This is a genomic window from Lysinibacillus sp. NPDC056232, assembly GCF_042267565.1.
Classification (GTDB): Bacteria; Bacillota; Bacilli; order Bacillales_A; family Planococcaceae; genus Lysinibacillus.
The window spans coordinates 1-24087 of sequence record NZ_JBHJTF010000025.1 but is presented as its reverse complement, the minus strand read 5'-3'; the positions used below and the strand labels follow the sequence as shown (position 1 = coordinate 24087).

General features: G+C 38.1%; 27 protein-coding genes. 23 read left to right on the top strand and 4 right to left on the bottom strand.

Annotation, left to right across the window (positions count from 1 at the left end; all coding sequences use genetic code 11):
* The first annotated feature begins 62 nt into the window (after positions 1 to 62).
* The gene (locus ACFCYJ_RS17560; RefSeq protein WP_376075501.1) at positions 63 to 710 is read left to right on the top strand and encodes a VTT domain-containing protein; all 648 of its coding nucleotides are present in this window, start codon (positions 63 to 65) and stop codon (positions 708 to 710) included.
* Between the two features lie 59 nt (positions 711 to 769).
* Here ACFCYJ_RS17560 and ACFCYJ_RS17555 read toward each other — a convergent pair whose 3' ends face one another.
* The 4 genes from ACFCYJ_RS17555 to ACFCYJ_RS17540 are packed head-to-tail and all read right to left on the bottom strand — an operon-like array spanning position 770 to position 3441.
* Positions 770 to 1468, bottom strand: coding sequence for a hypothetical protein (locus ACFCYJ_RS17555; RefSeq protein ID WP_376075423.1), 699 nt, complete (start codon positions 1466 to 1468; stop codon positions 770 to 772).
* Positions 1465 to 2193, bottom strand: a complete 729-nt coding sequence (locus tag ACFCYJ_RS17550) for a hypothetical protein (RefSeq protein ID WP_376075422.1) — start codon at positions 2191 to 2193, stop codon at positions 1465 to 1467. Before ACFCYJ_RS17550 ends, ACFCYJ_RS17555 begins: the two co-directional genes overlap by 4 nt.
* Entirely contained in the window at positions 2177 to 3070 is an 894-nt protein-coding gene (locus tag ACFCYJ_RS17545) for an ATP-binding cassette domain-containing protein (protein WP_376075421.1), read from the bottom strand. Before ACFCYJ_RS17545 ends, ACFCYJ_RS17550 begins: the two co-directional genes overlap by 17 nt.
* The gene (locus ACFCYJ_RS17540; RefSeq protein ID WP_376075419.1) at positions 3067 to 3441 is read right to left on the bottom strand and encodes a GntR family transcriptional regulator; all 375 of its coding nucleotides are present in this window, start codon (positions 3439 to 3441) and stop codon (positions 3067 to 3069) included. Before ACFCYJ_RS17540 ends, ACFCYJ_RS17545 begins: the two co-directional genes overlap by 4 nt.
* Positions 3442 to 3808: 367 nt before the next feature.
* Here ACFCYJ_RS17540 and ACFCYJ_RS17535 point away from each other — a divergent pair, with 367 nt between their 5' ends.
* From ACFCYJ_RS17535 to ACFCYJ_RS17430, 22 genes are all read left to right on the top strand, one after another.
* Positions 3809 to 5149, top strand: coding sequence for an EAL and HDOD domain-containing protein (locus ACFCYJ_RS17535; protein WP_376075417.1), 1341 nt, complete (start codon positions 3809 to 3811; stop codon positions 5147 to 5149).
* A 487-nt stretch (positions 5150 to 5636) separates the two neighbouring features.
* Positions 5637 to 6485: a YitT family protein gene (locus tag ACFCYJ_RS17530; protein WP_376075415.1), complete on the top strand. Its 849-nt coding sequence runs from the start codon at positions 5637 to 5639 to the stop codon at positions 6483 to 6485.
* Between the two features lie 52 nt (positions 6486 to 6537).
* On the top strand, positions 6538 to 6858 hold the full coding sequence (cccB, locus tag ACFCYJ_RS17525) for a cytochrome c551 (protein ID WP_376075413.1): 321 nt from the start codon (positions 6538 to 6540) through the stop codon (positions 6856 to 6858).
* A 261-nt stretch (positions 6859 to 7119) separates the two neighbouring features.
* Complete coding sequence (hprK, locus tag ACFCYJ_RS17520; protein WP_376075411.1) at positions 7120 to 8055, top strand: HPr(Ser) kinase/phosphatase; 936 nt, start codon at positions 7120 to 7122, stop codon at positions 8053 to 8055.
* 52 nt (positions 8056 to 8107) lie between these two features.
* Positions 8108 to 8929 (top strand): prolipoprotein diacylglyceryl transferase, encoded by an 822-nt coding sequence (gene lgt, locus ACFCYJ_RS17515; protein ID WP_376075410.1) that lies wholly within the window; start codon positions 8108 to 8110, stop codon positions 8927 to 8929.
* A 12-nt stretch (positions 8930 to 8941) separates the two neighbouring features.
* Entirely contained in the window at positions 8942 to 9583 is a 642-nt protein-coding gene (ppaX, locus tag ACFCYJ_RS17510; protein ID WP_376075409.1) for a pyrophosphatase PpaX, read from the top strand.
* 4 nt (positions 9584 to 9587) lie between these two features.
* Positions 9588 to 10133, top strand: coding sequence for an acyltransferase (locus ACFCYJ_RS17505; protein WP_376075407.1), 546 nt, complete (start codon positions 9588 to 9590; stop codon positions 10131 to 10133).
* Positions 10134 to 10669: 536 nt separating this feature from the next.
* Positions 10670 to 11842, top strand: a complete 1173-nt coding sequence (locus tag ACFCYJ_RS17500; protein WP_376075406.1) for an ATP phosphoribosyltransferase regulatory subunit — start codon at positions 10670 to 10672, stop codon at positions 11840 to 11842.
* Positions 11835 to 12458 carry an ATP phosphoribosyltransferase gene (gene hisG, locus ACFCYJ_RS17495; RefSeq protein ID WP_370048380.1) on the top strand — a complete coding sequence of 208 codons (624 nt, stop codon included), beginning with the start codon at positions 11835 to 11837 and terminating at the stop codon, positions 12456 to 12458. The genes ACFCYJ_RS17500 and hisG overlap by 8 nt, the downstream gene beginning before the upstream one ends.
* A gap of 54 nt (positions 12459 to 12512) precedes the next feature.
* The gene (gene hisD / locus ACFCYJ_RS17490; RefSeq protein WP_376075404.1) at positions 12513 to 13787 is read left to right on the top strand and encodes a histidinol dehydrogenase; all 1275 of its coding nucleotides are present in this window, start codon (positions 12513 to 12515) and stop codon (positions 13785 to 13787) included.
* 4 nt (positions 13788 to 13791) lie between these two features.
* The gene (gene hisB / locus ACFCYJ_RS17485) at positions 13792 to 14391 is read left to right on the top strand and encodes an imidazoleglycerol-phosphate dehydratase HisB (protein WP_376075402.1); all 600 of its coding nucleotides are present in this window, start codon (positions 13792 to 13794) and stop codon (positions 14389 to 14391) included.
* Entirely contained in the window at positions 14388 to 15020 is a 633-nt protein-coding gene (gene hisH / locus ACFCYJ_RS17480; protein ID WP_376075400.1) for an imidazole glycerol phosphate synthase subunit HisH, read from the top strand. The genes hisB and hisH overlap by 4 nt, the downstream gene beginning before the upstream one ends.
* Positions 15014 to 15775, top strand: coding sequence for an imidazole glycerol phosphate synthase subunit HisF (gene hisF, locus ACFCYJ_RS17475; protein ID WP_376075398.1), 762 nt, complete (start codon positions 15014 to 15016; stop codon positions 15773 to 15775). Before hisH ends, hisF begins: the two co-directional genes overlap by 7 nt.
* A complete protein-coding gene (gene hisIE / locus ACFCYJ_RS17470) occupies positions 15772 to 16389 on the top strand; it encodes a bifunctional phosphoribosyl-AMP cyclohydrolase/phosphoribosyl-ATP diphosphatase HisIE (RefSeq protein WP_376075397.1) in 618 nt (205 codons plus the stop codon). Before hisF ends, hisIE begins: the two co-directional genes overlap by 4 nt.
* Before the next feature lie 90 nt (positions 16390 to 16479).
* Positions 16480 to 18003 (top strand): tetratricopeptide repeat protein, encoded by a 1524-nt coding sequence (locus tag ACFCYJ_RS17465; RefSeq protein ID WP_376075395.1) that lies wholly within the window; start codon positions 16480 to 16482, stop codon positions 18001 to 18003.
* Positions 18004 to 18170: 167 nt separating this feature from the next.
* A complete protein-coding gene (gene trxB, locus ACFCYJ_RS17460) occupies positions 18171 to 19115 on the top strand; it encodes a thioredoxin-disulfide reductase (protein ID WP_376075393.1) in 945 nt (314 codons plus the stop codon).
* A 586-nt stretch (positions 19116 to 19701) separates the two neighbouring features.
* Positions 19702 to 20169, top strand: coding sequence for an 8-oxo-dGTP diphosphatase (locus ACFCYJ_RS17455; RefSeq protein ID WP_376075391.1), 468 nt, complete (start codon positions 19702 to 19704; stop codon positions 20167 to 20169).
* A 9-nt stretch (positions 20170 to 20178) separates the two neighbouring features.
* Positions 20179 to 21072 (top strand): RNase adapter RapZ, encoded by an 894-nt coding sequence (rapZ, locus tag ACFCYJ_RS17450; protein WP_376075390.1) that lies wholly within the window; start codon positions 20179 to 20181, stop codon positions 21070 to 21072.
* A gap of 4 nt (positions 21073 to 21076) precedes the next feature.
* Entirely contained in the window at positions 21077 to 22060 is a 984-nt protein-coding gene (locus ACFCYJ_RS17445) for a gluconeogenesis factor YvcK family protein (protein ID WP_376075388.1), read from the top strand.
* A 65-nt stretch (positions 22061 to 22125) separates the two neighbouring features.
* Entirely contained in the window at positions 22126 to 23073 is a 948-nt protein-coding gene (gene whiA, locus ACFCYJ_RS17440; RefSeq protein ID WP_053485815.1) for a DNA-binding protein WhiA, read from the top strand.
* A gap of 95 nt (positions 23074 to 23168) precedes the next feature.
* Positions 23169 to 23426 carry an HPr family phosphocarrier protein gene (locus ACFCYJ_RS17435; protein WP_376075386.1) on the top strand — a complete coding sequence of 86 codons (258 nt, stop codon included), beginning with the start codon at positions 23169 to 23171 and terminating at the stop codon, positions 23424 to 23426.
* Positions 23427 to 23581: 155 nt separating this feature from the next.
* Positions 23582 to 24087 (top strand): hypothetical protein (locus ACFCYJ_RS17430; protein WP_376075384.1); only part of this gene is annotated, 506 nt, incomplete at its 3' end.

Here is a 24087-nt window from a genome sequence, read left to right as displayed (position 1 = left end):
TTTAGACTAGCTTCGTCAAAGCCTTTAGAAAATTAAATTGAAAGAGAGCATATGGAAAAATGATAGAACTCATCAAGGAGTTAATTAGTTTTATTATGCATATTGATGTGCATTTAGAGGAGATCATTCGTGAGTTTGGTAATTTGAGTTATTTCGTTCTATTTGCAATTGTTTTTGTTGAAACAGGTGTCGTAATTTTCCCATTCCTACCAGGCGATTCATTGCTTTTTGCAAGTGGTACATTGGCAGCAGCAATGGGCGCGTTTAACATGTGGATATTAATTCCTGTGTTTTTAGCGGCTGCAATTTTAGGGGATACGATGAACTATCATATTGGTCATAAAGTAGGGACATCCATTCCACCAAAGAGCTTCCTTGGTAGAGTCGTTAAAAAAGAACGTATGGAAGCAGCAGAAAAGTTCTTTAATAAACACGGTGGAAAAACGATTGTCATCGCACGTTTTATGCCTTTCATCCGTACATTCATACCCTTTGTTGCAGGGGCTAGTAAGATGAAGTATAGCTATTTCATTATGTATAATGTTGTAGGTGCGGTGTTATGGGTACTCAGCTGTACATTCCTAGGTTATTTCTTTGGTAATATTCCAATTATTAAAAATAACTTCTCAACGGTTCTTATATTAATTATCTTAATTTCAGTTGTACCAGCTGTTATTGGTGCTATTAAATCAAAAACAAGTAGAAAATAAAAAAGGACAGTCTAAAAGTGATAAAAAATCACTGAGGACTGTCCTTGTTTTTTTGCTATCTAAAAAAGACCTTGGGAATCTTCCAAAACTGTACTTCTTGGAATGTCGATAACGATGACATTTGAATAGGAATAGTTCATTGCGTGTTGTTCACGTTCTATCTCACGATTCATATCTAAAATACCTAATGTTGCATTTATACGAAAATAACTTACTTGTTGTCTAGAAAGAGATTCAATAAATAATTGGTTTTCCGCCACGTATACGTTAGGTAACGGTACTTCGTCATCAAGATCAATACCTTCTATAATGACAGGGAATTGATAATAGGTAACAAGAGCTTTTCCAGATTCGATATTGTCATTATAACGCACTCGAATATTAATGTTTGAACCACTGTCACCTTCATTTATAACAACAGGTAATGTATCTCCTTCATATCTTAGCTCCCACGTTTTCTTTTTGTACTCCTCTGATAAATAAGAAGAATCGTCTTCTTGATCGTACTTTTGTATTTGATCTAATTTTTTCTCAAGTTGTTTAATTTCAGAAGGAGAAAGTATTGGTATTTTTGATTCTGAAAAAAAGCTAATATAAATGAAGGCAGTAAGTCCAAGTACGATATAGCTAGTAATGCCAATTATAATACGCTTAGGGGTCCAAATATTTTTAGCTTTTTTCATTAATTTACTCAGTAGTAGAAAAATAGCAATTACAAGTAGTATTGTAGTAAAAAAGAATAGTGTAGTCGCCGTCATTTGCGAGTCACCTCCGATTTATCAGCAATCCAAATAGTGAGGCTAAAGCATAGTAGAGCCATAAGCAAATTAAGAACACTAATCATAAGATTGGATAACATTATTAATGACCTAAGATTTATAGACTCTGGTGACATAAAAAATAATATAAAGCCAAGCAGCATAAAAGTAGATACAAATATTTTGAACACTGCTGGCCCCTTGAAGCTGGTACCTAATAGTAAGCCGATTGCGCCAAATAAACAGAGGCTACTGAAACATAGTAGTAATATTGATGGTGAAATAAATAGATTTTCTATTACAAAAGATTTTTTTTCCACTAATAAAACTCCGAATACTTGTAAATAGTAAGTCGAAATCATAATGATGACCGCAATAAAACTGTAAATAATCATGACAAATATATTGGCAATGGCACTAGATGTTCGACTAGAAATAACGGATAAGTCATCAATACGATACGCTTTTGTCGTAAAGAGAAGTGCTACAATAAATGCCCAAATTGCTGTAACAATAAGAAAGATATCGAGTGAGTAAATAGAGAACTGAACATTTAAGTTTCCTCCTCCGTGACCAGAAGACCCACTCCCTGAGCTAGATGTTAAAATTCCAATAATGATTTGTACAATAACTAAGGAACTAAGGGCAGAAATATATAATTTTGCTTTCCATTTCACCTGTTTTTTTACAATTGTTTTTAATGAAATATTAGTCAAAGATTGCATCAATATCACTTCCTTTTTCACTTGTTAAATATTTACACACTTCACTTGCAGTAAGGGATGATACCGTGATGCCTTTTGTTCGAAGTATTTCTTCTGAGACGAATAGTTTACTAGCATCTACTATTGCTGAGGTCATCCCTGTCACAATCTTTTGAGCGTAAACTTCCGTTTCAGAGAGCAGATCCGCAAGTGCATCACTTGGCCCGCTAAGTGATATGAGCTGTTCTTTAAATTCATCCATTGGCGCGTGGGCAATGACAGAACCATCATCTATTAATAAAATTTCTTCTAAAATAGATTCCATCTCTTGCAAATGGTGACTAGTAATTAAAAATGTCCGTGGAAAGGCAAGGTATTCCTTTAAAATCGCTCTGTAAAAATCTGTTCGAATCACTTCGTCCATGCCATTCATAGGTTCATCTAAAATGGTAATTGCACAGCGACTTACTAATCCGTAAACAAGGTTAAAGGTTGCTAATTGACCTTTAGATAGTTGCTGATGCTTTGCTGTGAGGTCTATACCTGCATAATCGAGCATGCGATAAGCTAATTCATTTTGCCAATTAGGATAAAAATCAGCCCCCATCTTTAGAATATCTTCGAGCGATAAGTAATCAGAGAAACTTAAACGATCATCGATAAAAATCATATTGGCAGCAGTTCGAATATTATTAAAGGGATTTTCATTAAACACTTTGCATGATCCAGTTGTAGGCTTTATATAGCCTGCAAAAATATTAAGTAATGTCGACTTACCAGCACCGTTACGACCAATAATACCGATAATTTTCTCTGCATCAATAGCGCAGGTTACGCGCTGTAGTGCATGACGACGTCCGAAGCTTTTAGATAACTCCTCACATTGAATAATATTCATTCCAATCCCTCCTGTGTTTTTCTTATAAGCACTAGCAATTCTTCATCAGATACATGTAAACGTTTTGCCTCTAATACGATCTCTTGTGCCATTTTCGTCAATGTTTCGTTTCGACGTTTCATCAAAATTCGTTCTTTTGCATCCGTAGCGACAAACATACCTAACCCCCGTTTTTTATATAAAAGTTGCTCTTCAAGTAAAATTGTCAACCCTTTACCGGCTGTAGCAGGATTTATATTGAATAATTCAGCTAACTGATATTGTGAATAGACCTTCTCGTCTGTCTGTAATCGATCGGCAATGATCTCGTGCTGTAGCCATTCAGCAATTTGAATATAAATCGGTGCTGTACCATCTAGATGAACGTGCATCGAAAAACCCCCTTTCATCCTATGTAACATAGTGCGTTAGTGTTGTAATGTACTATAAATTAAAAATTGGTAAATGTCAATGTGAAAAGAGAATATCTTACAAATATGCTAAGGGAATATTGGAGAAAGGATTAAGTGAGTTTGAAAAAGATATGCCGGAAAAAAGGAATAATATTTTATATGAGTAATTTGGAGTTTTGGTAACGATTTTTTGGAGCTCATTGCAGAAGTTGGGGATGACATATAATGAGGATAAGTTGATTGGAGTGAGACAAGGCGACTTCTTGGGGATAGCGTCATTTTGGCTCATCATTCAGCTGGAACGAAAATCTACCACGCTATGTGGTGATTTATTTCATTGTATATAATGTTAATTATTGTTAGTCGATTTTTAGACAGTTACTTGAATGATAAGCAGATAGTACTGAAAAATGCTATAATAATGTTACTAAAAAATGGAGAAATGGGGGACAGCGAAATGGAAGTATTTATCGGCAGACAGCCAATTTTTAACCTTCAGGAACAAATCGTTGCATATGAATTATTATATCGCAGCAAAAACGTGAATGCTTTTCCGATGGTCGATTCAGATGCTGCCACAATTGATGTGCTAGTAAACTCATTTCTTTTAATTGGCATTGAAGAGGTAGCAAAAGGAAAACCTAGTTTTGTTAATTTTACAGAAAACTTGCTGATGAGTCCTTTAAATGAATACATAAATCCATCGCAAGTTGTTATTGAGATTTTAGAAGATGTCCCTATCACACCTCAGTTAGTTGAGAAAGTCATTGAGCTGAAATCATATGGATTTAAAATGGCATTAGATGATTTTATTTTAGATGATAAGGTACAAGTTTATGATGAGTTATTTCCTAATATCGATTATATAAAAGTTGACTTTTTATTGTCACCATTACTTGAGCGAATGGAAATTGAAAATAAAGTGAAAGAAAATTTCCCTCACATAAAATTGCTTGCTGAGAAGGTTGAGACACGTAATCAATTTGAAGTGGCGAAGCATTCTGGCTATGAATTGTTTCAAGGCTATTTTTTTGAACAACCTCAAATAATTTCAGCAACCGATATACCTGCTAATGCGATTCAATATTTATATATTATTACGCTGTTAAAAGAAGAGGAACCTAATATACAGTTATTAGCAGATAATATTGAGCGTGATATTTCATTAACGTATAAATTATTGCATATGGTTAATAATTCAGAGATGCGTTCTAAATCCAAGGTTCGTTCGATAAAACAAGCGATTATATTACTCGGAGTTCCAAATTTACGAAAGTGGATTTATTTATTGGCGATGCGAGAAATTGATAGGAATGCTGATAATGATATTTTTAAAGAAGTCATGCGTACATCTTTATTTAGAGCAAAAGTTTGTGAGAAATTAGCCAAGCTTTCCTATAAGAAAAACTTCTCTGAATATTTTTTAGTTGGAATGTTTTCATTAATAGACACTATGTTGCAAAGACCGCTAAATGTTATTTTACAGCAGCTACCTTTTTCAGAAGACATTATAGCAACGCTTTTAGGTAATCGAACTGAAATGACACCTTATCTGGAATTCAGTATTGCGTTAGGCAAGTTAGATTGGTCTACGTTAGAAAAATTAGCTCCTCAGCTCAATATTGATTTAGCCAATATTGATCTTTTATACAATGAAGCCATGGAGTGGGCAGAAAAATCTTTATAAAAACAAAGATTAATTCGAAAATCTGTTCTTGTAAAAAAAGGTCCTGTAGTGGAATTTGCAGTTAAGTATATATTTTAGTGAAAAGTCGAAAATAAGTTATCTTAAAATTCTTTTTAAGGTAGCTTATTTTTTTATTAAATTAATAAGCTTGCCATTAATATAGTTGATTGGAGTGGAGACTGGGCGACTCCTAGGGGATCAGCAATAGAGGAACGAAGGCTAAAAGCATCACGTCCTGTGATAACGCCTTCGTGACTAACATCGTGTTAGCCCGACGCCCCCAGGAAGCTTTGCTCAGTGCGAAAGTGAAGCGTCAGCAACAACAAAGCGCCCAGTCGGAACGGAGATCAACCACAAGCTATGGTGATGAACTAAATTATAAAAATACATATTCCCTTCATCAAGACGAAGTTCTCAATGCGAAAACTATTTGCTATAATCATTTCGTATTTAAAAAATTCTGATAGTTGAAGCGGGCGTGGGGGAAATGAATCAAATTCATGATGTAAGGGAAAGCATTGTGGAATATGTGTACGTCATCGTTGGAGCGGCAATTATTGCCATTGGCTTTAATGTATTTTTACTGCCAAATCAAGTAGCTTCTGGCGGAGTAAGTGGGATTAGTACAATTTTACACGGTTTATTTGGATGGAATCCTGGTTTTATACAATATGCATTTAATATTCCATTATTTATAGCAGGTATATTATTACTTGGAAAAAAGTTTGGAATAAAATCGTTTATTGGAACAGTGACATTACCGTTCATTGTATTACTAACGAACAGTTGGGGGCCTTGGACAGATAATCCTTTACTCGGTGCACTATTTGGGGGGATTGTGGTTGGTTCAGGAATAGGACTAGTTTTTAAGGGGAATGCTTCTACTGGTGGCACTGATTTACTAGCGCAAATTATTACGAAGTATACCGGAATAACGCTTGGTACAAGTGTACTTTTAATTGATGGGATTATCGCCATTAGTGCAGCAATTGTTTTTGACTTGGAGAAAGGTTTGTATGCCCTGATTGGACTTTATGTCACGACGAAAACGATTGATATTATTCAGCTCGGCTTTAGTCAGTCTAAAATGGTTTACATTATTACGATGAAACAAGATGAAGTACGTGATGCCATTTATGCCGAGATCAATCGAGGCGTAACAAAGTTGCCTGCAATAGGTGGCTATACAGGGGAAGAGCGACCAGTTCTGATGGTTGTTGTTTACCAAACAGAATTCACAAAGCTGAAACAACTCATTAAAAACGTTGACCCATCAGCGTTTGTGATCGTTTCTAATGCGTATGAGGTGTTAGGCGAAGGTTTCAAACGTGCATAATTTTGGTATAATGTCGGGGAAAGATACTTATTTACTTTGAGGAGGGGCCCTAATGAAAAAGGCAATGTTAACATTAGCGATTGGTTCAGCAATTTTCTTAGCTGCTTGTGGTGGAGGTAAAACGGCAACAAATGAAGGTACAAAAACAACTACTCCAAATGGCGAAACAATTGCTATGAAATCTTGTATTTCTTGCCATGGCGGTGAGCTACAAGGCCAAGGAAATGCACCAAAAATTAGTGATATAGGCTCTCGTTTAACAGAGGCGGAAATTTTAGATGTTATTAAAAATGGTAAAAATGGAATGCCTCCAAATGTTGTTAAAGGCGCAGATGCAGAAGCCGTTGCTAAATGGTTGGCAACTCAAAAATAAAACGATCATGAAACTAGCGGGCTGGAGAACCGCTAGTTTTTTATATTTTGCAGAATTTTTTAGTCAGATAGACAGAGTGTAAATATATTTCTTTTATACTTAGACATGCTAAAATAAAGTGAAACTGCAATCAGTAAAACTGATTGCTAGTTGAACCAATCGGGTGTTTACAGCCAGTTAAATGTCACGACTAGTGGAAATTTTACTGACTGTTAACGCGGATAAACATATTCAATTCCTTTGAATGGAGGCTATTAAACATTGGTCGTAGTATTAACAAGAGACGTTATGGAGAAATTTAAGTTAGAACTATTAGCTGGTGAGGAAGGAATAGGAAGAACGATTGTTACTAGTGATATTTCAAGACCTGGGCTCGAGATGGCGGGCTATTTTACGCATTATCCTGCAAATCGAGTACAATTGCTTGGAAAAACAGAACTTTCATTTTTTGAAATGCTACCTGCAAATGTGAAACTGGAGCGCATGCGTCTACTATGTTCGCAAGATACTCCAGCTATTATTATTTCCCGGGATTTAGAGGTGCCGAGGGAACTTATACAGGCGTCCAATGAAAAACATGTACCTGTATTTAAAACACATATGACAACAACGAAATTTTCGAGTAGACTAACAAACTATTTAGAAGGTCGCTTAGCACCGATGACTGCTGCACATGGAGTTTTAGTTGATATATACGGCATCGGTGTACTCATTATCGGAAAAAGTGGTGTAGGTAAAAGTGAAACAGCTCTTGAGCTTGTCAAGAAGGGGCACCGTTTAGTGGCTGATGATTGTGTAGAGATCCGTCAGGAGTCAGAGAATTTTTTAATTGGAAGTCCACCACCACTTTTAGAACATTTACTCGAAATTCGAGGCATTGGTATTATCGATATTATGACCCTCTTTGGAGCAAGTGCGGTACGTCCATATAAACGTATTACATTAGTTATCGAATTGGAAATATGGGATCCAGAAAAAGTATATGATCGTCTAGGTTTAGAGGAAGAGAAAATGAAAATCATAGATACGGAATTAACGAAGTTAACGATTCCTGTTAGACCTGGACGAAATGTGTCAGTAATTATTGAAGTAGCGGCAATGAATTATCGTTTGAAAAAGATGGGTGTTAATGCAGCCGAAGAGTTTTCTAGACGATTAGACGAGGTCATCTCATCAGCGGATGAATTAGATGATTAATTGTTCATTAATAGGATACAATAGCCTATATAAAAGATGAGAGGAGTTTAAGATGGATTTATTATTACTAGAGATTAATCCGATTGCTTTCCATTTAGGACCTATCCCTGTTCGTTGGTATGGGCTACTGATTGTATCGGGTATTATATTAGCTTATATTGTAGGACAAAGAGAAGCAGTTAAGAGAGGCCTACCGGAGGATTTTCTTGCGGATCTATTACTATGGGCTGTTCCTATATCCATCATATGCGCACGTATTTACTATGTAACGATGCGTTGGGATTATTATAGTGAAAACCCGGGGAAGATGATTGAAATTTGGAATGGTGGTATCGCTATTCACGGTGCACTTATTGGGGCATTTTTGACAGGTTACATATTTACTCGTAGAAGAAATATAAGCTTTTTACAAGTAGCAGATATTGCGGCACCGAGTATATTAATTGGACAAATCATTGGACGTTGGGGAAATTTTATGAACCAGGAGGCTTATGGGGGTCCAGTATCACATGAATTTTTAGAAAATCTAATGCTACCAGATTGGATTATTAATCAAATGTATATTGAAGAATTAGGAACATATGTACATCCTACTTTTTTATATGAATCCGTCTGGAACTTTTTTGGGCTAATTATTTTACTAGTATTACGCAAAGTAAATTTAAATCGTGGAGAAATATTCTTCAGCTATTTAGTTTGGTATTCAATCGGTCGCTTCTATATAGAAGGCATGCGTACAGATAGCCTGTATTTAGTAGGGGATTTGCGCTCGGCTCAGGTTGTTTCAATAATAGGCATTGTAGTGGGTCTTGGTGCGATTATTTTCCGACGCATAAAAGTAAAACCCGCAGTGAAATATTTAGATAGCAAATAGGGGGTTCGGAAAGTGGCTATAAAGGCATTACTATTTGATTTTGATGGTACATTACTCAATACAAATGATTTAATCATTCAAACATTTATGCATGTTTTAAATGAGCAATTTCCCGGGCAATATTCGCCAAAAGATTGCTTGAAATTCCTTGGACCGTCCTTAAAACAGACATTTAGTGACATTGCTCCTGGTGAAGAGGAAGCGATGATTGCAAAATATCGTGAATATAATGAAGTGCACCACGATGAACTTGTCAGTCAATATCCTGATGTGGTATCAACTTTAGAGCAATTAAAGGATATGGGTATTAAATTAGCGATTGTGTCTACAAAGCGTAATGGGATGATTGACCGTGGCCTATCTGTACTAGGAGCAAGTCATTTATTTGATACCCGTATTGGCACGGATGATGTAAAAAATGTAAAGCCTGATCCAGAGCCTGTTTTGCTTGCGCTTGAACGCCTTGGAGTAAACAAGGAAGAGGCTATTATGATTGGTGACAATTCCCACGATATTGAGGCAGGGCACAACGCTGGAGTTAGAGCGGCCGGTGTCGCATGGGCATTTAAAGGTGAGGAATACTTACAACAATTCAAACCGGAATATATGTTGCATCATATGACGGATTTATTTGAAATTGTGAAAGTGGGGTAAGTAAATGGCACGTAAAACAGAACGCTACCGTGTCGAAGGAGCAAACTCGCTTTGGAATATTTATGATACGGTGTCCTTTTGGAAGGTGATGAAGTGTTTCATTGTCATTCAAATTGGACGCTTCACACCATTTTTACGTGTGAAAAACTGGTTGTATAGAACTTTTTTAAAAATGGAGATTGGTGAACAAACTTCCATAGCTTTAATGGTCATGCCAGATACAATGTTTCCAGAACGTATTCACATCGGTGACAATACCGTGATAGGCTTTAGTACGACTATTTTGGCGCATGAATATTTAATAGAGGAGTATCGTCTGGGGGATGTTCATATTGGCAATGAAGTAATGGTTGGTGCTAATTCAACGATACTTCCAGGTGTAACAATAGGTGACGGTGCGATTGTGTCAGCTGCAACCCTTGTACATAAGGATGTGCCAGCTGGCTGTTTAGCAGGCGGTAATCCTATGCAAATTATTTATACAGCTGAACAAATGGCAGAGCGCAAACGCAATGAAGTAGTGGAATGGTGCACGCCCCAAAAATATTAATACCTACACTGTGCTGCTTTACTGTGCACAGTGTTTTTTTGTTGATAACAATTGTAAAAAAATTAAAGTATGACTCTCCGGCAAAACGAGGGGTTGACATGACATACGTTTTAACAAAATGTCATCCAACTTTTTAGTTTTATCTACTAACTTTCACGATTTATCACCCAACTTCTGAAGTTTATCTACTAACTTTCACGATTTATCACCTAACTTCTGAAGTTTATCTACTAACTTTCACGATTTATCACCTAACTTCTGAATTTTATCGACATCCACCTTCCAAAGAGTAAAAAAGATTCACACAGTTTTTTGTCTAAAGATTTACTAGTTTAAGGAGGAAAAAGCTTACTCTGTTGAATAAAGTTTAAATTATTTTATTTTTAAGTATAATTAACAGAATAATAAGTATTGAAATTGTTCAATAATTTAGAGGAGATCGCATTGACTAGCAAGAAGAAATAAGTTAGAATTCTTTCATAATCTAATTCTCTAATACTCTAGTGAGTTAAAGTGAAACGTGAGGAAGTGTCAAAATGTCATCGATTAAAATGTTTGAGAAACCACTTGGAATGCGCGATACATTTCCGCAAATATTTGAAAAGGTAGAGACTGTTAGAAATACCGGACGAGACTTTTTATGCAGAAGAGGCTATGAATTTATTAAAACGCCTGCAGTAGAGTATTTTGATACAGTCGGTAAAGCATCTGCAATAGCCGATGCGCATTTATTTAAATTAGTAGATAGCCAGGGCAACACGTTAGTATTACGACCTGATATGACAACACCGATTGCACGTGTAGCGACGTCAAAATTATTAAAAGAGATGATCCCAATACGTCTCGCTTATTTTGCTAGCGTCTTTCGCGCACAGGAGGCGGAAGGTGGGCGTCCAGCAGAATTCGATCAGATGGGGATCGAGTTAATTGGAGACAATTCTGTATTTGCTGATGCTGAGGTTATTGTAACGGCAATGGAGTTATTAAAGCAATATGGCTTAACAAAATTTAAAGTGACGATCGGTCATGCAGGTATACTAAATTGTATTTTACAAGATTATACAGAAAGCGTTGAACAACAAAATATACTGCGGGCACTCCTCGTGCAACGCAATTATGTAGGGTTTGAAGAAGCAGTAGAATCATTTGATTTACCTAAAACAAAATCCGATGCATTACTGCAGTTTATTGAAGAAGCTATGAATGTAAAAGAAATTCAAGATATTGAAAAATATGTACGGAAAAATGACGCATTAGAATATATGCAGCAGCTCGCTAAACTACTTGAAATTGCAGGCTTAGCGGATTATGTAGCCTTTGATTTTACACTTTCTAGTCATATGAGCTATTACACAGGCATGTTATTCGAAGTGTTTGCTACCGGCAGTGGCTTTCCATTAGGCAATGGGGGACGTTATGACGGATTGCTGGAGGTATTTGGCTCAAAAGTAGGCGCTACAGGATTTAGTATTCGCGTTGATCGCTTATTAGAAACACTGGATGAGCAATCTGATGATCGACAAGAAGCTACAGTCGTGTTGTTTGAGGAAGCGCAATTTGAAGATGCGATTGCAAAGGTACAGACGCTCCGGGCAGCTGGTAAACAGGCTACCTTGCAGTTAAGGAGTAGTCTTGTTGAAGAAGAAGCATTTTTAGCACACTTTACAGAAGTAGTTGTTGTGGGACAGGAGGACGTTGACGGTGAATGAATTAACGATTGCTATGCCGAAGGGACGCATATTTGACGAGGCATACCAGATGCTTTTAGAAGCCGGCTTTAATTTACCAGAAGAAGTCGAAATGTCCCGTAAATTAATGCTTGAAATTCCAGAAGAGAAAATTCGTTTTATATTAGCAAAGCCAATGGATGTTCCTGTTTATGTTGAGCATGGTGTAGCGGATATTGGTATTGCTGGGAAGGATGTTTTGTTAGAACAGCAACGAGAAGTGCATGAATTACTGGATTTGAAAATAAGTACTTGTTATATCGCATCAGCAGGCTTACCAAATACGACGATGAATGAAATTGCACCAAGAATAGCGACAAAATACCCCAATATTGCAATGAAATATTATAAAGGTATTGGCGAGCAGGTTGAAATTATTGAGCTAAATGGATCGATCGAATTGGCGCCCATGATTGGCTTAGCAGATCGAATAGTCGATATTGTTTCAACAGGCCGGACGCTGAAAGAAAATGGCTTAGTGGAGTATGAATTTATTACAGACGTATCATCACGATTAATTGCCAATCCCGTAAGCTATCGCATGAAGAGCGATCGTATTATCGATCTTGTGAAACGTTTGAAAAAATGCGTTAAATAAAAATTTCTACTGTCTGGAAGAGGCACATTCCATGATTTAAAGGAGATTAATCCTATGAAAATAACAAAGCTTGAAAAAGGTATTTCTTTAAAGAGACCACTGGAAGGTGGAAATGAAGAGCAGTTAAAGGTTGTACGTCAAGTATTGAAAGATGTTCGTGCACAAGGTGACGCAGCCATACGTTTTTATACAGAAAAATGGGATGGTTGTGCCCCTGATTATTTACGTGTAACGAAGGAAGAGTTAGAAGATGGCGCTAATACAATCGATCAACAGCTTTATGCTGATTTAACAGAAGCCGCTCAAAATATTCGCCTTTATCACGAGCAGCAAAAACGTTCAGGTTATCGCTTGGAGCTTTCAGATGGTTCATGGCTTGGACAGCGAATTACTGCGCTCGATGCAGTAGGTCTGTATGTTCCTGGTGGTACTGCAGCATATCCATCTTCGGTCTTGATGAACGTTATTCCTGCACAAGTTGCTGGTGTCAAGCGCATTGTTATGACATCTCCAGCAGGTCGCGATGGAAAATTACCTCCAGGTGTACTTGCTGCAGCGCATATTTTAGGAGTAGAAGAAATCTATAAAATAGGTGGAGCTCAGGCGATTGCGGCTCTTGCATATGGCACAGAGACCATTTCTCCAGTTGATAAAATTACAGGTCCAGGAAATATTTTTGTAGCATTAGCAAAACGTGAAGTATTTGGTGAGGTAGCAATTGATATGATTGCAGGCCCAAGTGAAATTGCCGTGTTAGCGGATGACACAGCATTTGCTGATGAAATCGCGGCCGATCTTTTATCACAGGCTGAGCATGATAAATTGGCTTGTGCCATTTTAGTAACGACTTCTGAGCAATTGGCTAAAAAAGTGGCTGACGAGGTGGAGAAGCAATTAAAGACTTTACCGCGTGAAGAGGTAGCGCGTGCATCGATAGAAAACTTTGGTGCCATTTATGTGGCTGAAACGATGGCGGATGCCATAGATGCCATTAATTCGCTAGCACCTGAGCATTTAGAAATTGTCACAAAAAATGCTGAGGCTGTAGCTGAACAAGTACGACATGCAGGTGGTATTTTCATCGGTCGTTATAGCTCTGAACCAGTTGGTGATTACTTTGCAGGGACAAACCATGTGCTGCCAACGAATAGCACTGCACGCTTTGCGAGTGGCTTAAACGTTGATGATTTTATGAAAAAATCGAGCGTCGTCTTTTATAGTGAAAAAACTTGGGCAGAACATGCACCGAAAATTGCACGTCTAGCACGTATGGAAGGCTTAGAGGGACATGCTCGTGCAGTCGAATCGCGTGGATGGGAAAAGGAGTAGTACAATGACTGAAAAAAAACGATATGCAAAAGTTGAACGTACGACAAACGAAACTCAAATTTCGGTAGCCATCGATTTAGATGGTGAAGGGAAGGCAGATATAAAAACGGGTGTTGGCTTTATGGATCACATGCTTGATCTCTTTATCAAACATGGGCTTTTCGATGGGACGATAGAAGCGAACGGTGATACATATATAGATGATCATCATACAACAGAAGACCTCGGAATTGTATTAGGCCAAGCTATTCGTGAAGCGCTCGGTGATAAAAAAGGAATAAAGCGTTACGGGACAGCATTTGTGCCAATGGATGATGCGCTTGCACAAGTCGTTGTGGATTGCTCGAATCGTCCGCACTTAGAATATCGTGTGCCACAGTTAAAGGAAAAGGTTGGTAGTTTCGATACTGAATTAGTACATGAATTTTTGTGGAAGTTTGCACTTGAGGCACGGATGAATGTACATGTCATTGTACCTTATGGACAGAATACACATCATATTATCGAAGCTATTTTTAAAGCGTTAGCACGTGCCATTGACGCAGCAGTGGAAATTGATCCACGTGTTAAAGGTGTACCATCGACTAAGGGGCTGTTAACGTGAAAATAGGTGTTATTGATTATGGAATGGGGAATTTATTTAGTGTTGAACAAGCCTTAAAACGACTTGGCTGTGAGGTTGTTGTCACGTCTAACGAAAAAGTGCTAGATGCAACAGATGCACTGTTACTTCCTGGTGTTGGGGCCTTTCCGGATGCCATCAAACGTTTAGCTGAAACGAATTTGGATCGATATTTACACAAGGTGAAAGCTGAAAATCGACCACTTCTCGGAATTTGTTTAGGAATGCAATTATTATTTGAGCAAAGTGAAGAAGTGACCACTACGAAGGGTTTGGGCTTTTTTAAAGGAAGCATTAAACGATTTAGTGGTGACAATGCAGGGCAGAAGTATCGAGTGCCACATATGGGATGGAATGAGCTCGCAGTGACAAAGCGTCCTTTATGGTTAAATGGTGAAGTAACGGCAAAGCATGTTTATTTTGTGCACTCATTTTATGCAACTGATATCGATGAAACAGAGCTTGTCGCTTATGCAGAGTACCATGGTATTAAGGTTCCTGGCATTGTGGCAAATGGCTCTATTACGGGCATGCAGTTCCATCCCGAAAAGTCAGGTGAGTTAGGTGTGTATTTATTAGAGCAGTGGTTGAAGGGGGTGGCATCATGTTAACAAAGCGCATTATTCCATGTCTTGATGTGAAAGAGGGACGTGTTGTAAAAGGTGTACAGTTTGTGTCATTACGTGATGCGGGTGACCCAGTAGAGCTTGCTAAGTTTTATGATGAGCAAGGGGCAGACGAGCTTGTGTTTCTAGATATCTCGGCATCACATGAAGGACGTGAAACAATGGTTGATGTTGTCCGGCAAACTGCAGCTACATTAGCCATTCCGTTCACAGTAGGTGGTGGAATTCGAACACTAGATGATATGAAACGCATTTTACGTGCGGGTGCCGATAAAGTATCAGTGAATACTTCTGCTATAGAGCGACCGGAGCTGATTAAAGAAGGTTCTGACTTCTTTGGCGCACAATGTATTGTTGTAGCTATTGATGCCCGCTTTAGTGAGGAAGATGCCACATGGATGGTTTATACGCATGGAGGCAGAAACAAAACAACGTGGCAGGCAACTGAGTGGGCGAAGGAAGCGGTTCGTTTAGGTGCTGGTGAAATTTTATTAACGAGTATGAATCAGGACGGTGAGAAATCCGGTTTTGATTTAGCCTTAACAAAAGCTGTGAGAGAGGCTGTGACAGTTCCTGTTATTGCAAGTGGCGGTGCAGGGGATGCCGAACATTTTTACGAGGTATTAGCTGAAGATGTCGATGCAGATGCAGCACTTGCCGCATCCATCTTCCATTACAAAGAAACGAGCGTAGCACAAGTAAAAGAGTACTTATGTGAAAAAGGAGTGGCTGTAAGATGATGGATAGCATTAAATTTGATGAAAAAGGTCTTGTCACTGCGGTTGTACAAGATGCGAATACAAAAGAAGTCCTAACTGTAGCGTATATGAATAAAGAATCTCTAGAAAAAACACTTGAATCGGGAGAAACATGGTTCTTCTCTCGTTCACGCCAAGAGCTCTGGCACAAAGGGGCAACAAGCGGCCATACACAAAAAGTTGTGTCAATCAAAGCGGACTGTGACAGTGACGCATTAGTCGTAGAAGTAATTCCTGCTGGCCCAGCTTGTCATAATGGAACAACTTCTTGCTTTACAGAGATTATTCAGCAAAATGCCAAGGTTGGATCTGTTGAGATAATTTCTAAACTTGTCAATATCATTGCGAAGCGTGAGCAAGAAATGCCAGAAGGGGCGTATACTACATATTTATTCGATAAAGGAATCGACAAAATCTGTAAAAAAGTTGGAGAAGAAGCAACTGAGGTAGTCATAGGTGCAAAAAATCGGGATGCAGAAGAAGTGAAATGGGAGGCTGCCGATTTAATGTATCATCTACTAGTGTTACTACAAGAGCAAAAAGTAAGTGTTTATGACGTGTTACATGTGTTAGAAAAACGTCACGAGGAGAAATAACGGCATATTGCTTATTGTATGGTATAATAGAAGTTACTGTGTAAAGGAACGTATGATACGTTCCTTATTTCTTGTTTCGGAGGAAATATATTGGAAAAGAAACGTCAAAAAGAGAATCAAACGAATATAGTGTCGTTCATTCCAACAGGCGACTATTATTATAAAAAATCAATTCAAGCAATGAATAGCGGACAAATGAATAAAGCCTATAAATATTTACAGCGAGCAGTTGATTTAAGTCCTGATGATCCAATGATTTTATTGCAATTAGCGATAGTAGAGTTAGAGGGTCAACGTTTCGAGGAAGCGTATGATCTTCTTCATCGTGCCTATCAGATAGATAAAGACAATCCAGAAATTATTTTTTACATGGCAGAGGTTTCCGGATGTATCGGTATTATACATGATGCTAAACGCTTTGCAGAGCAATATTTACAAATCGATCCAGAGGGTGCTTATGCTGATGAAGCTGCTGAAATATTAGACTTTGTTGATTTTGAGCAGGATGATTTTGAAGAGCTTGAAGGTTCTACTGAAGATTTATATCGTCAGGAGCAAGCAAGGCGTTGTATGGAAAAGGGAGATTTCCCTGAAGCTATTAATATGCTAGAAGAGTTAATTGAAGATAGACCGGATTTTTGGTCAGCTTATAACAACTTAGCCCTTGCTTATTTTTATGTTGGTGAAGCAGAACAGGCGAAGGCGCTTCTAAATAATGTATTACGTGATAATAAGGGGAATTTACATGCACTATGTAATTTAACGGTTATTGCGTACTATGAAAAAAATGAAGAAGATTTAAAGGATCTTTTAGAAGTACTTGTGAAAATTCAGCCATACTTATGGGAACATCGTTATAAGTTGGGTGCAACATTAGCGCTCGTTGGACAATATGAATTAGCATTTAAATGGTTGCGTAGCATGCAAAAAAGAGGCTATGTAGGTGATGCTGGCTTTTACTTTTGGTTATCACATGCAGCGTATTTCTCAGGACATGAAGAAATATCAAAGAGTGCATGGGAGCAGCTACTTGAGCTAGATCCTGAAAAAGAAGGCTTTGAACCTTGGCGTCAAGAAGAAAACATGTATTCACTGGATGCATTAGAACATGACCGTGATTATATTGTGGAGAAGCTAGAGAGCGATTATACAAGTGAACGCATATTTGGTTTATTTTTACTAAGTTGTACAGCTCATAAACAGGAAATCATCGCACATCCCAAATGGATAGATGTTGAACAATGTAATGCGTATGAAAAGCTATTCCTAGCTTATGCACTAGGACATCAATTTGATATGAAAAACAAAGTAGAGGCTAGCTTTATACGAGCAGTGAGTGTGCCAGAAATTTTACTTGAACAGTATGGGAAGCTTACGACATTAATTGCACCAATGTTCCAAATGTGGTTTGTGCTTTGTGAGCAAGCATTGATAAACAATTATCGATTCACAAATCCAGCGGCTATTGCAGGAGCAAATGACTATTTATTCCGTTCTTCTCGGATGCTCAAGGTGACAAAAAAAGAGATAGCTCAGCAATACGGAGTATCCGTGTCAACTTTATCGAAGTATATTGATGAAATTTTAAAGTTTTTACCAGACACTCATAATTAGACCGTGAGCAACATAGTTGAATAACTTTTTACTTTCACATACGATGAACATACTAAAGTTATTATCAATTTCGCCTTGGCTATGTCCGAGGCATTATCTTCATTCAGCAGGTGTTTGGGCACCTACTGAACGAAGATAGAAAAGTATTTGTTTAGGGGGAAGTATTTATGTCAGAAGAAAAAATTTATGATGTTGTAATAATTGGTGCAGGTCCGGCTGGTATGACTGCGGCTGTTTATACATCACGTGCCAACCTTTCAACTTTAATGATTGAACGTGGGATCCCTGGCGGACAAATGGCAAATACAGAAGAAGTAGAAAACTATCCAGGATTTGATACAATTTTGGGGCCTGAGCTGTCTACAAAAATGTTCGATCATGCTAAGAAATTTGGTGCAGAGTATGCATATGGCGATGTCACTGAAATTATTGATGGTGAAGAATATAAAACAATAAAATCAGGTACTAAAGAATATAAAACACGAGCAATTATTCTTTCTACAGGTGCGGAGTATAAAAAAATGGGCGTGCCTGGCGAAAAAGAACTTGGTGGCCGTGGTGTCAGCTATTGTGCAGTATGTGATGGTGCATTCTTCAAGCAAAAAAATCTTGTTGTCGTAGGTGGCGGGGATTCTGCTGTTGAAGAAGGTGTTTATTTAACTCGCTTTGCTGATAAAGTAACAATTGTGCACCGTCGTGATAAATTACGTGCACAAAAAATTCTCCAAGATCGTGCCTTTGCTAACGAAAAAATTGATTTCATTTGGAATGCAACAGTCAAAGAAATTAATGAGGCTGATGGTAAAGTTGGAAGTGTAACATTACAATCAACTGTAGATGGTACAGAATCTGATTTTGCTACTAATGGCGTATTTATATACATTGGAATGCTACCATTAACAAAACCATTTGAGTCTCTAGGTATTTTAAATGATGCTGGTTATATTTTGACAAATGATAATATGGAAACAACAGTACCAGGTATCTTCGCAGCTGGAGATGTACGTGAGAAATCACTTCGTCAAATCGTTACAGCAACAGGTGACGGAAGTATTGCAGCACAGGCAGTACAGCACTATGTGGAAGAATTATTAGAAAAAATTAATGCTTAAAATGGATAATTGATAAGGGCAGTTTCATCACCAGAGTTGTGGATGACATTTTTTTGAAATGTATGTCATTTATATAAGTTGATTGGAGTGGAGGCTGGGCGACTCCTCGGGGATTAGCGTCACAGATGAGACCCTGGAGCGAGCAACGCGAGTGAAGCGGCTCATCGGACGCCCCCAGGAAAGCGCCCAGCCGGAATGGAAATCAACCCCACATTATGGTGATGATTCTCTTTGATTAGTTTTTAAGGAAAAAAATACAATTTTAATACGGTCTTAATATAGTTGTAACTTGAATGACATATAAAAGGTGTAATATAAAAATTGTAATTAGCAATCCCCCTTTTATTTTGTTGAGTAGGTTGTTTCCGCCAAATAAGGTGGAGCAACCTATTTTTGTTGTAAACGGAAATTTTGAATTTTTTTGTGGCGGAGTTTCATATGCTTGAGTAGAGGTTAAAAACAGGTTTCCCCACATGTATCGGTTAAGTTAAAATTGCAATGCACCTAAAGTTTAGAATTGAGGACAAACCTTGTTTGGTCTTGCTATAATAAAAGGAAGAATGCAAAAGAGATTAGAGGTGTGCCTATGCAAAGAATTGCAAATTTAATAGCTGTAAAAGACGGTCAAGCATTATTACTTCAGAAGCCTAGACGTGGCTGGTACGTAGCTCCCGGCGGTAAAATGGAGAGCGGTGAGTCCATTTATGAGGCTGCTGTACGTGAGTTTAAAGAAGAAACAAATGTCACACCGATAAATGCTCATTTAAAGGGTGTTTATACGATGATTATTAAAGAAAATAATAAGGTAGTGGACGAATGGATGCTTTATACATTTGTTGCAAAGGATATAGAAGGCGTACCGTTTAAAGAAACTAGAGAAGGCAAACTCGCATGGCACCCAGTAGAGGATTTGAAGCATTTGCCAATGGCTGAAGGTGATCGAACAAACTTACAATTTGCTATCTCACAATCAGGCATTCAGTACGGTACATTTGAATATACGACTGATTTTGAATTACTTCATGAGAAAATACAAATATCAATAGAACAATAAAGGAGCTGCATGACAGTGGTGGTTGAAGGCCCAAAAGGTACACATGAATTGGTTATTATTACAGGAATGTCTGGAGCTGGGAAAACAGTAGCTATTCAAAGCTTTGAAGATTTAGGGTATTACTGTATTGATAATTTACCACCAGCGTTACTCACAACATTTTTAACCCTACTAAGGGATTCGGGTAAAAATATTACACGTATAGCAGCTGTCATGGATATGCGTGGCGGCGACTTTTTTGATTCTCTTATTGGCGCCCTCGACCATATACTTAAAGAAGGCGATATAGTTGCACGAATTTTATTTTTAGATGCAGATGATGCGGCTTTAGTTAGACGTTATAAGGAAACAAGACGTGCCCATCCATTGGCTGTAAATGGGTTGCTATTAAATGGCATTAAACAAGAACGCAAGCTTTTATCGGAAGTAAAGGGTCGCGCTAAATTTGTCTATAATACATCTAATATGAAGCCTAAAGAGCTACGTGAAAAAATCGCAAAAGAATTTGCAAATGATGCTAATAATATTTTCTCAGTAAATATCATGTCTTTTGGATTTAAGCATGGTATGCCGATTGATGCCGACTTAGTGTTTGATGTTCGTTTTTTAAAAAATCCATATTATGTAGAGGAGCTACGTCATAAAACAGGTTTACAAACTGAGGTATCTTCTTATGTGCTGGCACTTGAGGATACGCAAACACTCATTCAAAAACTTACGGATTTGTTTGAATTTATGATTCCTCTCTATAGACAAGAGGGCAAATCGCAACTTGTCATTGCTTTTGGATGTACTGGAGGACAGCATCGTTCGGTAACATTAGCGGAATATTTCGGGGCATATTTAGCTGGGAAGGAAAATACCGTTATTACGCATCGCGACATCAATCGTAGAAAGGATTGAGTGAATGGGAAAGAAGCGAACAAAGCTTGTTGTAATAGGTGGTGGTACAGGGCTTTCTACCTTAGTACGAGGGCTCAAGCACCACCCATTTGATATTACAGCAATTGTGACAGTAGCAGATGATGGTGGTTCTTCAGGACGCTTACGAGATGACTATGATATTCCACCACCTGGGGATGTCCGTAATGTTATCGCAGCGTTATCGGATGTTGAGCCGCTTGTAGAGCAAATGTTTCAATATCGATTTTTAGCATCGGAAGATTTACGTGGTCATTCATTAGGTAATTTAATGCTGACGGCTTTAACAGATATTACTGGTGACTTTAACCATGCTATTAGTGAAATGGGAAAGGTTTTAAAGGTGCATGGTCGCGTCATACCAGCAGCCAATAAAAAGATAAATTTACATGCAGAGCTTGAGGATGGTTCAATCATTGAAGGTGAATCTAAAATTCCAAAGGCTAAAAAACGAATTAGTCGAGTTTTTTTAGTGCCAGAAAACGTGAAACCGTTACCAGAGGCTATTCGAGCAATTCATCGTGCTGACTATATTTTAATTGGTCCAGGAAGTTTATATACAAGCATTATTCCAAACCTCCTTGTAAAAGGAATAGGAGATGCTGTTGTAAAGGCTAAAGGAAGAAAAATTTATGTTTGTAATTTAATGACTCAAAAAGGTGAAACCATTTCCTATACAGCCGGTGATCACGTTAAAGCTATATATGAGCATGTTGGAGACTCCTTCATTGATTCGATTTTAGTAAATGATGTAAAACTTCCTCATCCTGTAAAGGAGCTCTATAAGGAAGAATGTGCTGAGCCAGTAACATTCGACGTTGCCAAGCTCGAAAGTATGGGATTAGAAGTTATTAAACGAGATATTGCCACGATTCGCCCAGATGGGACGGTTCGTCATAATGCGGCAAACGTTGCAAAATGGCTTGTAGATTATGCAAATATCTATGAGCAAGAGATTCGTGAATTATAAAGCACTTATTGTATATGATAAGATGGACATATACATAGAACAAAAGGTTGAAAGGAGGGCGTGATATGTCTTTTGCTTCTGAAACGAAAAAGGAATTAACTCAAATAGAAGCGGACAATCATTGTATGAAAGCAGAAGTATCTGCCCTAATTCGTATGAATGGTTCATTATCCTTTGCTAATAAACAGTTAAGCTTAGACGTACAAACTGAAAACGCTGCAATCGCAAGAAGACTTTATACGATTATGAAAAAGCTGTATCCATATAATGTAGAGTTACTTGTTAGAAAAAAAATGCGTTTGAAAAAAAATAACGTATATATTTGCCGTGTAAGAGAAGGTGCGCGAGAGCTACTAATAGACTTAGAAATCATCTCAGACGACTTTCAATTTAATCATACTATTTCTCGGGAGCTCATTAAAAAGAGTGGCCAAAAAAGAGCGTATTTACGAGGAGCATTTTTAGCTGGGGGCTCTGTCAACAATCCGGAAACATCAGCCTACCATTTAGAAATTTATTCATTATATAAAGAGCATGGCGAGGCTTTAATGGATTTGATGAATGAATTTGAGCTAAATGCAAAAACAATTGAACGAAAAAAAGGCTTTGTTACTTATTTAAAAGAAGCGGAAAAAATTTCTGATTTCCTTAATATTGTTGGAGCTCATCAAGCAATGATGAAGTTCGAAGACGTTCGTATATTGCGAGACATGAGAAATAGTGTTAATCGCATAGTTAACTGTGAAACAGCGAACTTAAATAAAACAATAGGTGCCGCATTACGTCAGGTAGAGAATATCCGATTTATTGAAAATTCAATAGGTCTCGATCAATTACCAGAAAAACTTCGTGAAATAGCACGATTACGAGTAGAATATCAAGATGTAACGCTGAAAGAACTTGGTGAAATGGTATCAAGTGGAACGGTTAGTAAATCAGGTGTTAATCATCGATTACGGAAAATTGATGAAATTGCCGATGCATTAAGAAGTGGCGAAAAAATTGGTGGCTAAATTTTCATACTTTTCAGGTACGTATTGTTCTTTTGCTCGTAAGTAAGGTAAGATAAAAATAATAAGATGAACGGTAGTAAAGGGGAGTTTTGAGAATGACCGAGAGAAGAGTCCATGTAAAATTAAAATTAGGACTACAAGCTAGACAAGCAGCGCTATTTGTACAAGAAGCAAATCGTTTTAGCGCAGATATCTTTCTTGAGAAAGACGAGAAAAAAGTAAATGCTAAATCCATTATGGGTGTTATGAGCTTAGCCATTGCAAAAGGAACAGAGGTTGTCCTTAGTGGTGAAGGTAACGATGCTGAGCAAGCGGTTACAGCATTAGCAACACTAATCGAAAAAGAAGATTAAAAAACGTATAACGTAAAGACTGTCCAAGAGGGAAATCTTCCATCTTGGGTAGTTTTTTTGTTTTTGCATTGAAAAAACAGGTCCTCTCACATTTGTTGGATATTTGTACAATCTAAAATGAAGGTCAATGCCATTGCACTTCGATCGTCGAGGTGATGGATGATAGAAAGATTGAAGTGATGGAAAGAGAAGGCCTGGGCGGAGCAGAAGGGCTGAAGCGACGGAAAGAAGAGCCGAAGCGACGGAAAGAAAGTGCCGCGACGGAAAGAAAGGGCAAAGCGACGGAAAGAAGAGCCGAAGCGACGGAAAGAAGAGCCGAAGCGACGGAAAGAAAAGCCGAAGCGACGGAAAGAAAAGCCGAAGCGACGGAAAGAAAGTGCCGCGACGGAAAGAAGAGCCAGGGTGACGGAAAGAAGAGCCGGGGTGACGGAAAGAAGAGCCGGGGTGACGGAAAGAAAAGCCGGGGTGACGGAAAGAAGAGTCAAAGCGACGGAAAGAAGAGTCAAAGCGACGGAAAGAAAAGCCGAAGCGACGGAAAGAAAGTGCCGCGACGGAAAGAAGAGTCAAAGCGACGGAAAGAAGAGCCGAAGCGACGGAAAGAAAGTGCCGCGACGGAAAGAAAGGGCAAAGCGACGGAAAGAAGAGCCGAAGCGACGGAAAG

What these genes read in the sequence shown, in the direction of transcription:
- ACFCYJ_RS17555 (WP_376075423.1), bottom strand. Translation starts at nt 1,468, where the DNA reads ATGACGGCGACTACACTATTCTTTTTTACTACAATACTACTTGTAATT.
- ACFCYJ_RS17455 (WP_376075391.1), top strand. Translation starts at nt 19,702, where the DNA reads ATGCAAAGAATTGCAAATTTAATAGCTGTAAAAGACGGTCAAGCATTA.
- ACFCYJ_RS17505 (WP_376075407.1), top strand. Translation starts at nt 9,588, where the DNA reads ATGGCACGTAAAACAGAACGCTACCGTGTCGAAGGAGCAAACTCGCTT.
- ACFCYJ_RS17550 (WP_376075422.1), bottom strand. Translation starts at nt 2,193, where the DNA reads ATGCAATCTTTGACTAATATTTCATTAAAAACAATTGTAAAAAAACAG.
- ACFCYJ_RS17540 (WP_376075419.1), bottom strand. Translation starts at nt 3,441, where the DNA reads ATGCACGTTCATCTAGATGGTACAGCACCGATTTATATTCAAATTGCT.
- rapZ (WP_376075390.1), top strand. Translation starts at nt 20,179, where the DNA reads ATGACAGTGGTGGTTGAAGGCCCAAAAGGTACACATGAATTGGTTATT.
- hisB (WP_376075402.1), top strand. Translation starts at nt 13,792, where the DNA reads ATGACTGAAAAAAAACGATATGCAAAAGTTGAACGTACGACAAACGAA.
- hisD (WP_376075404.1), top strand. Translation starts at nt 12,513, where the DNA reads ATGAAAATAACAAAGCTTGAAAAAGGTATTTCTTTAAAGAGACCACTG.
- hisF (WP_376075398.1), top strand. Translation starts at nt 15,014, where the DNA reads ATGTTAACAAAGCGCATTATTCCATGTCTTGATGTGAAAGAGGGACGT.
- ACFCYJ_RS17530 (WP_376075415.1), top strand. Translation starts at nt 5,637, where the DNA reads ATGAATCAAATTCATGATGTAAGGGAAAGCATTGTGGAATATGTGTAC.
- whiA (WP_053485815.1), top strand. Translation starts at nt 22,126, where the DNA reads ATGTCTTTTGCTTCTGAAACGAAAAAGGAATTAACTCAAATAGAAGCG.
- ACFCYJ_RS17445 (WP_376075388.1), top strand. Translation starts at nt 21,077, where the DNA reads ATGGGAAAGAAGCGAACAAAGCTTGTTGTAATAGGTGGTGGTACAGGG.
- ACFCYJ_RS17500 (WP_376075406.1), top strand. Translation starts at nt 10,670, where the DNA reads ATGTCATCGATTAAAATGTTTGAGAAACCACTTGGAATGCGCGATACA.
- cccB (WP_376075413.1), top strand. Translation starts at nt 6,538, where the DNA reads ATGAAAAAGGCAATGTTAACATTAGCGATTGGTTCAGCAATTTTCTTA.
- hisIE (WP_376075397.1), top strand. Translation starts at nt 15,772, where the DNA reads ATGATGGATAGCATTAAATTTGATGAAAAAGGTCTTGTCACTGCGGTT.
- trxB (WP_376075393.1), top strand. Translation starts at nt 18,171, where the DNA reads ATGTCAGAAGAAAAAATTTATGATGTTGTAATAATTGGTGCAGGTCCG.
- ACFCYJ_RS17535 (WP_376075417.1), top strand. Translation starts at nt 3,809, where the DNA reads ATGTTAATTATTGTTAGTCGATTTTTAGACAGTTACTTGAATGATAAG.
- lgt (WP_376075410.1), top strand. Translation starts at nt 8,108, where the DNA reads ATGGATTTATTATTACTAGAGATTAATCCGATTGCTTTCCATTTAGGA.
- ACFCYJ_RS17435 (WP_376075386.1), top strand. Translation starts at nt 23,169, where the DNA reads ATGACCGAGAGAAGAGTCCATGTAAAATTAAAATTAGGACTACAAGCT.
- ACFCYJ_RS17545 (WP_376075421.1), bottom strand. Translation starts at nt 3,070, where the DNA reads ATGAATATTATTCAATGTGAGGAGTTATCTAAAAGCTTCGGACGTCGT.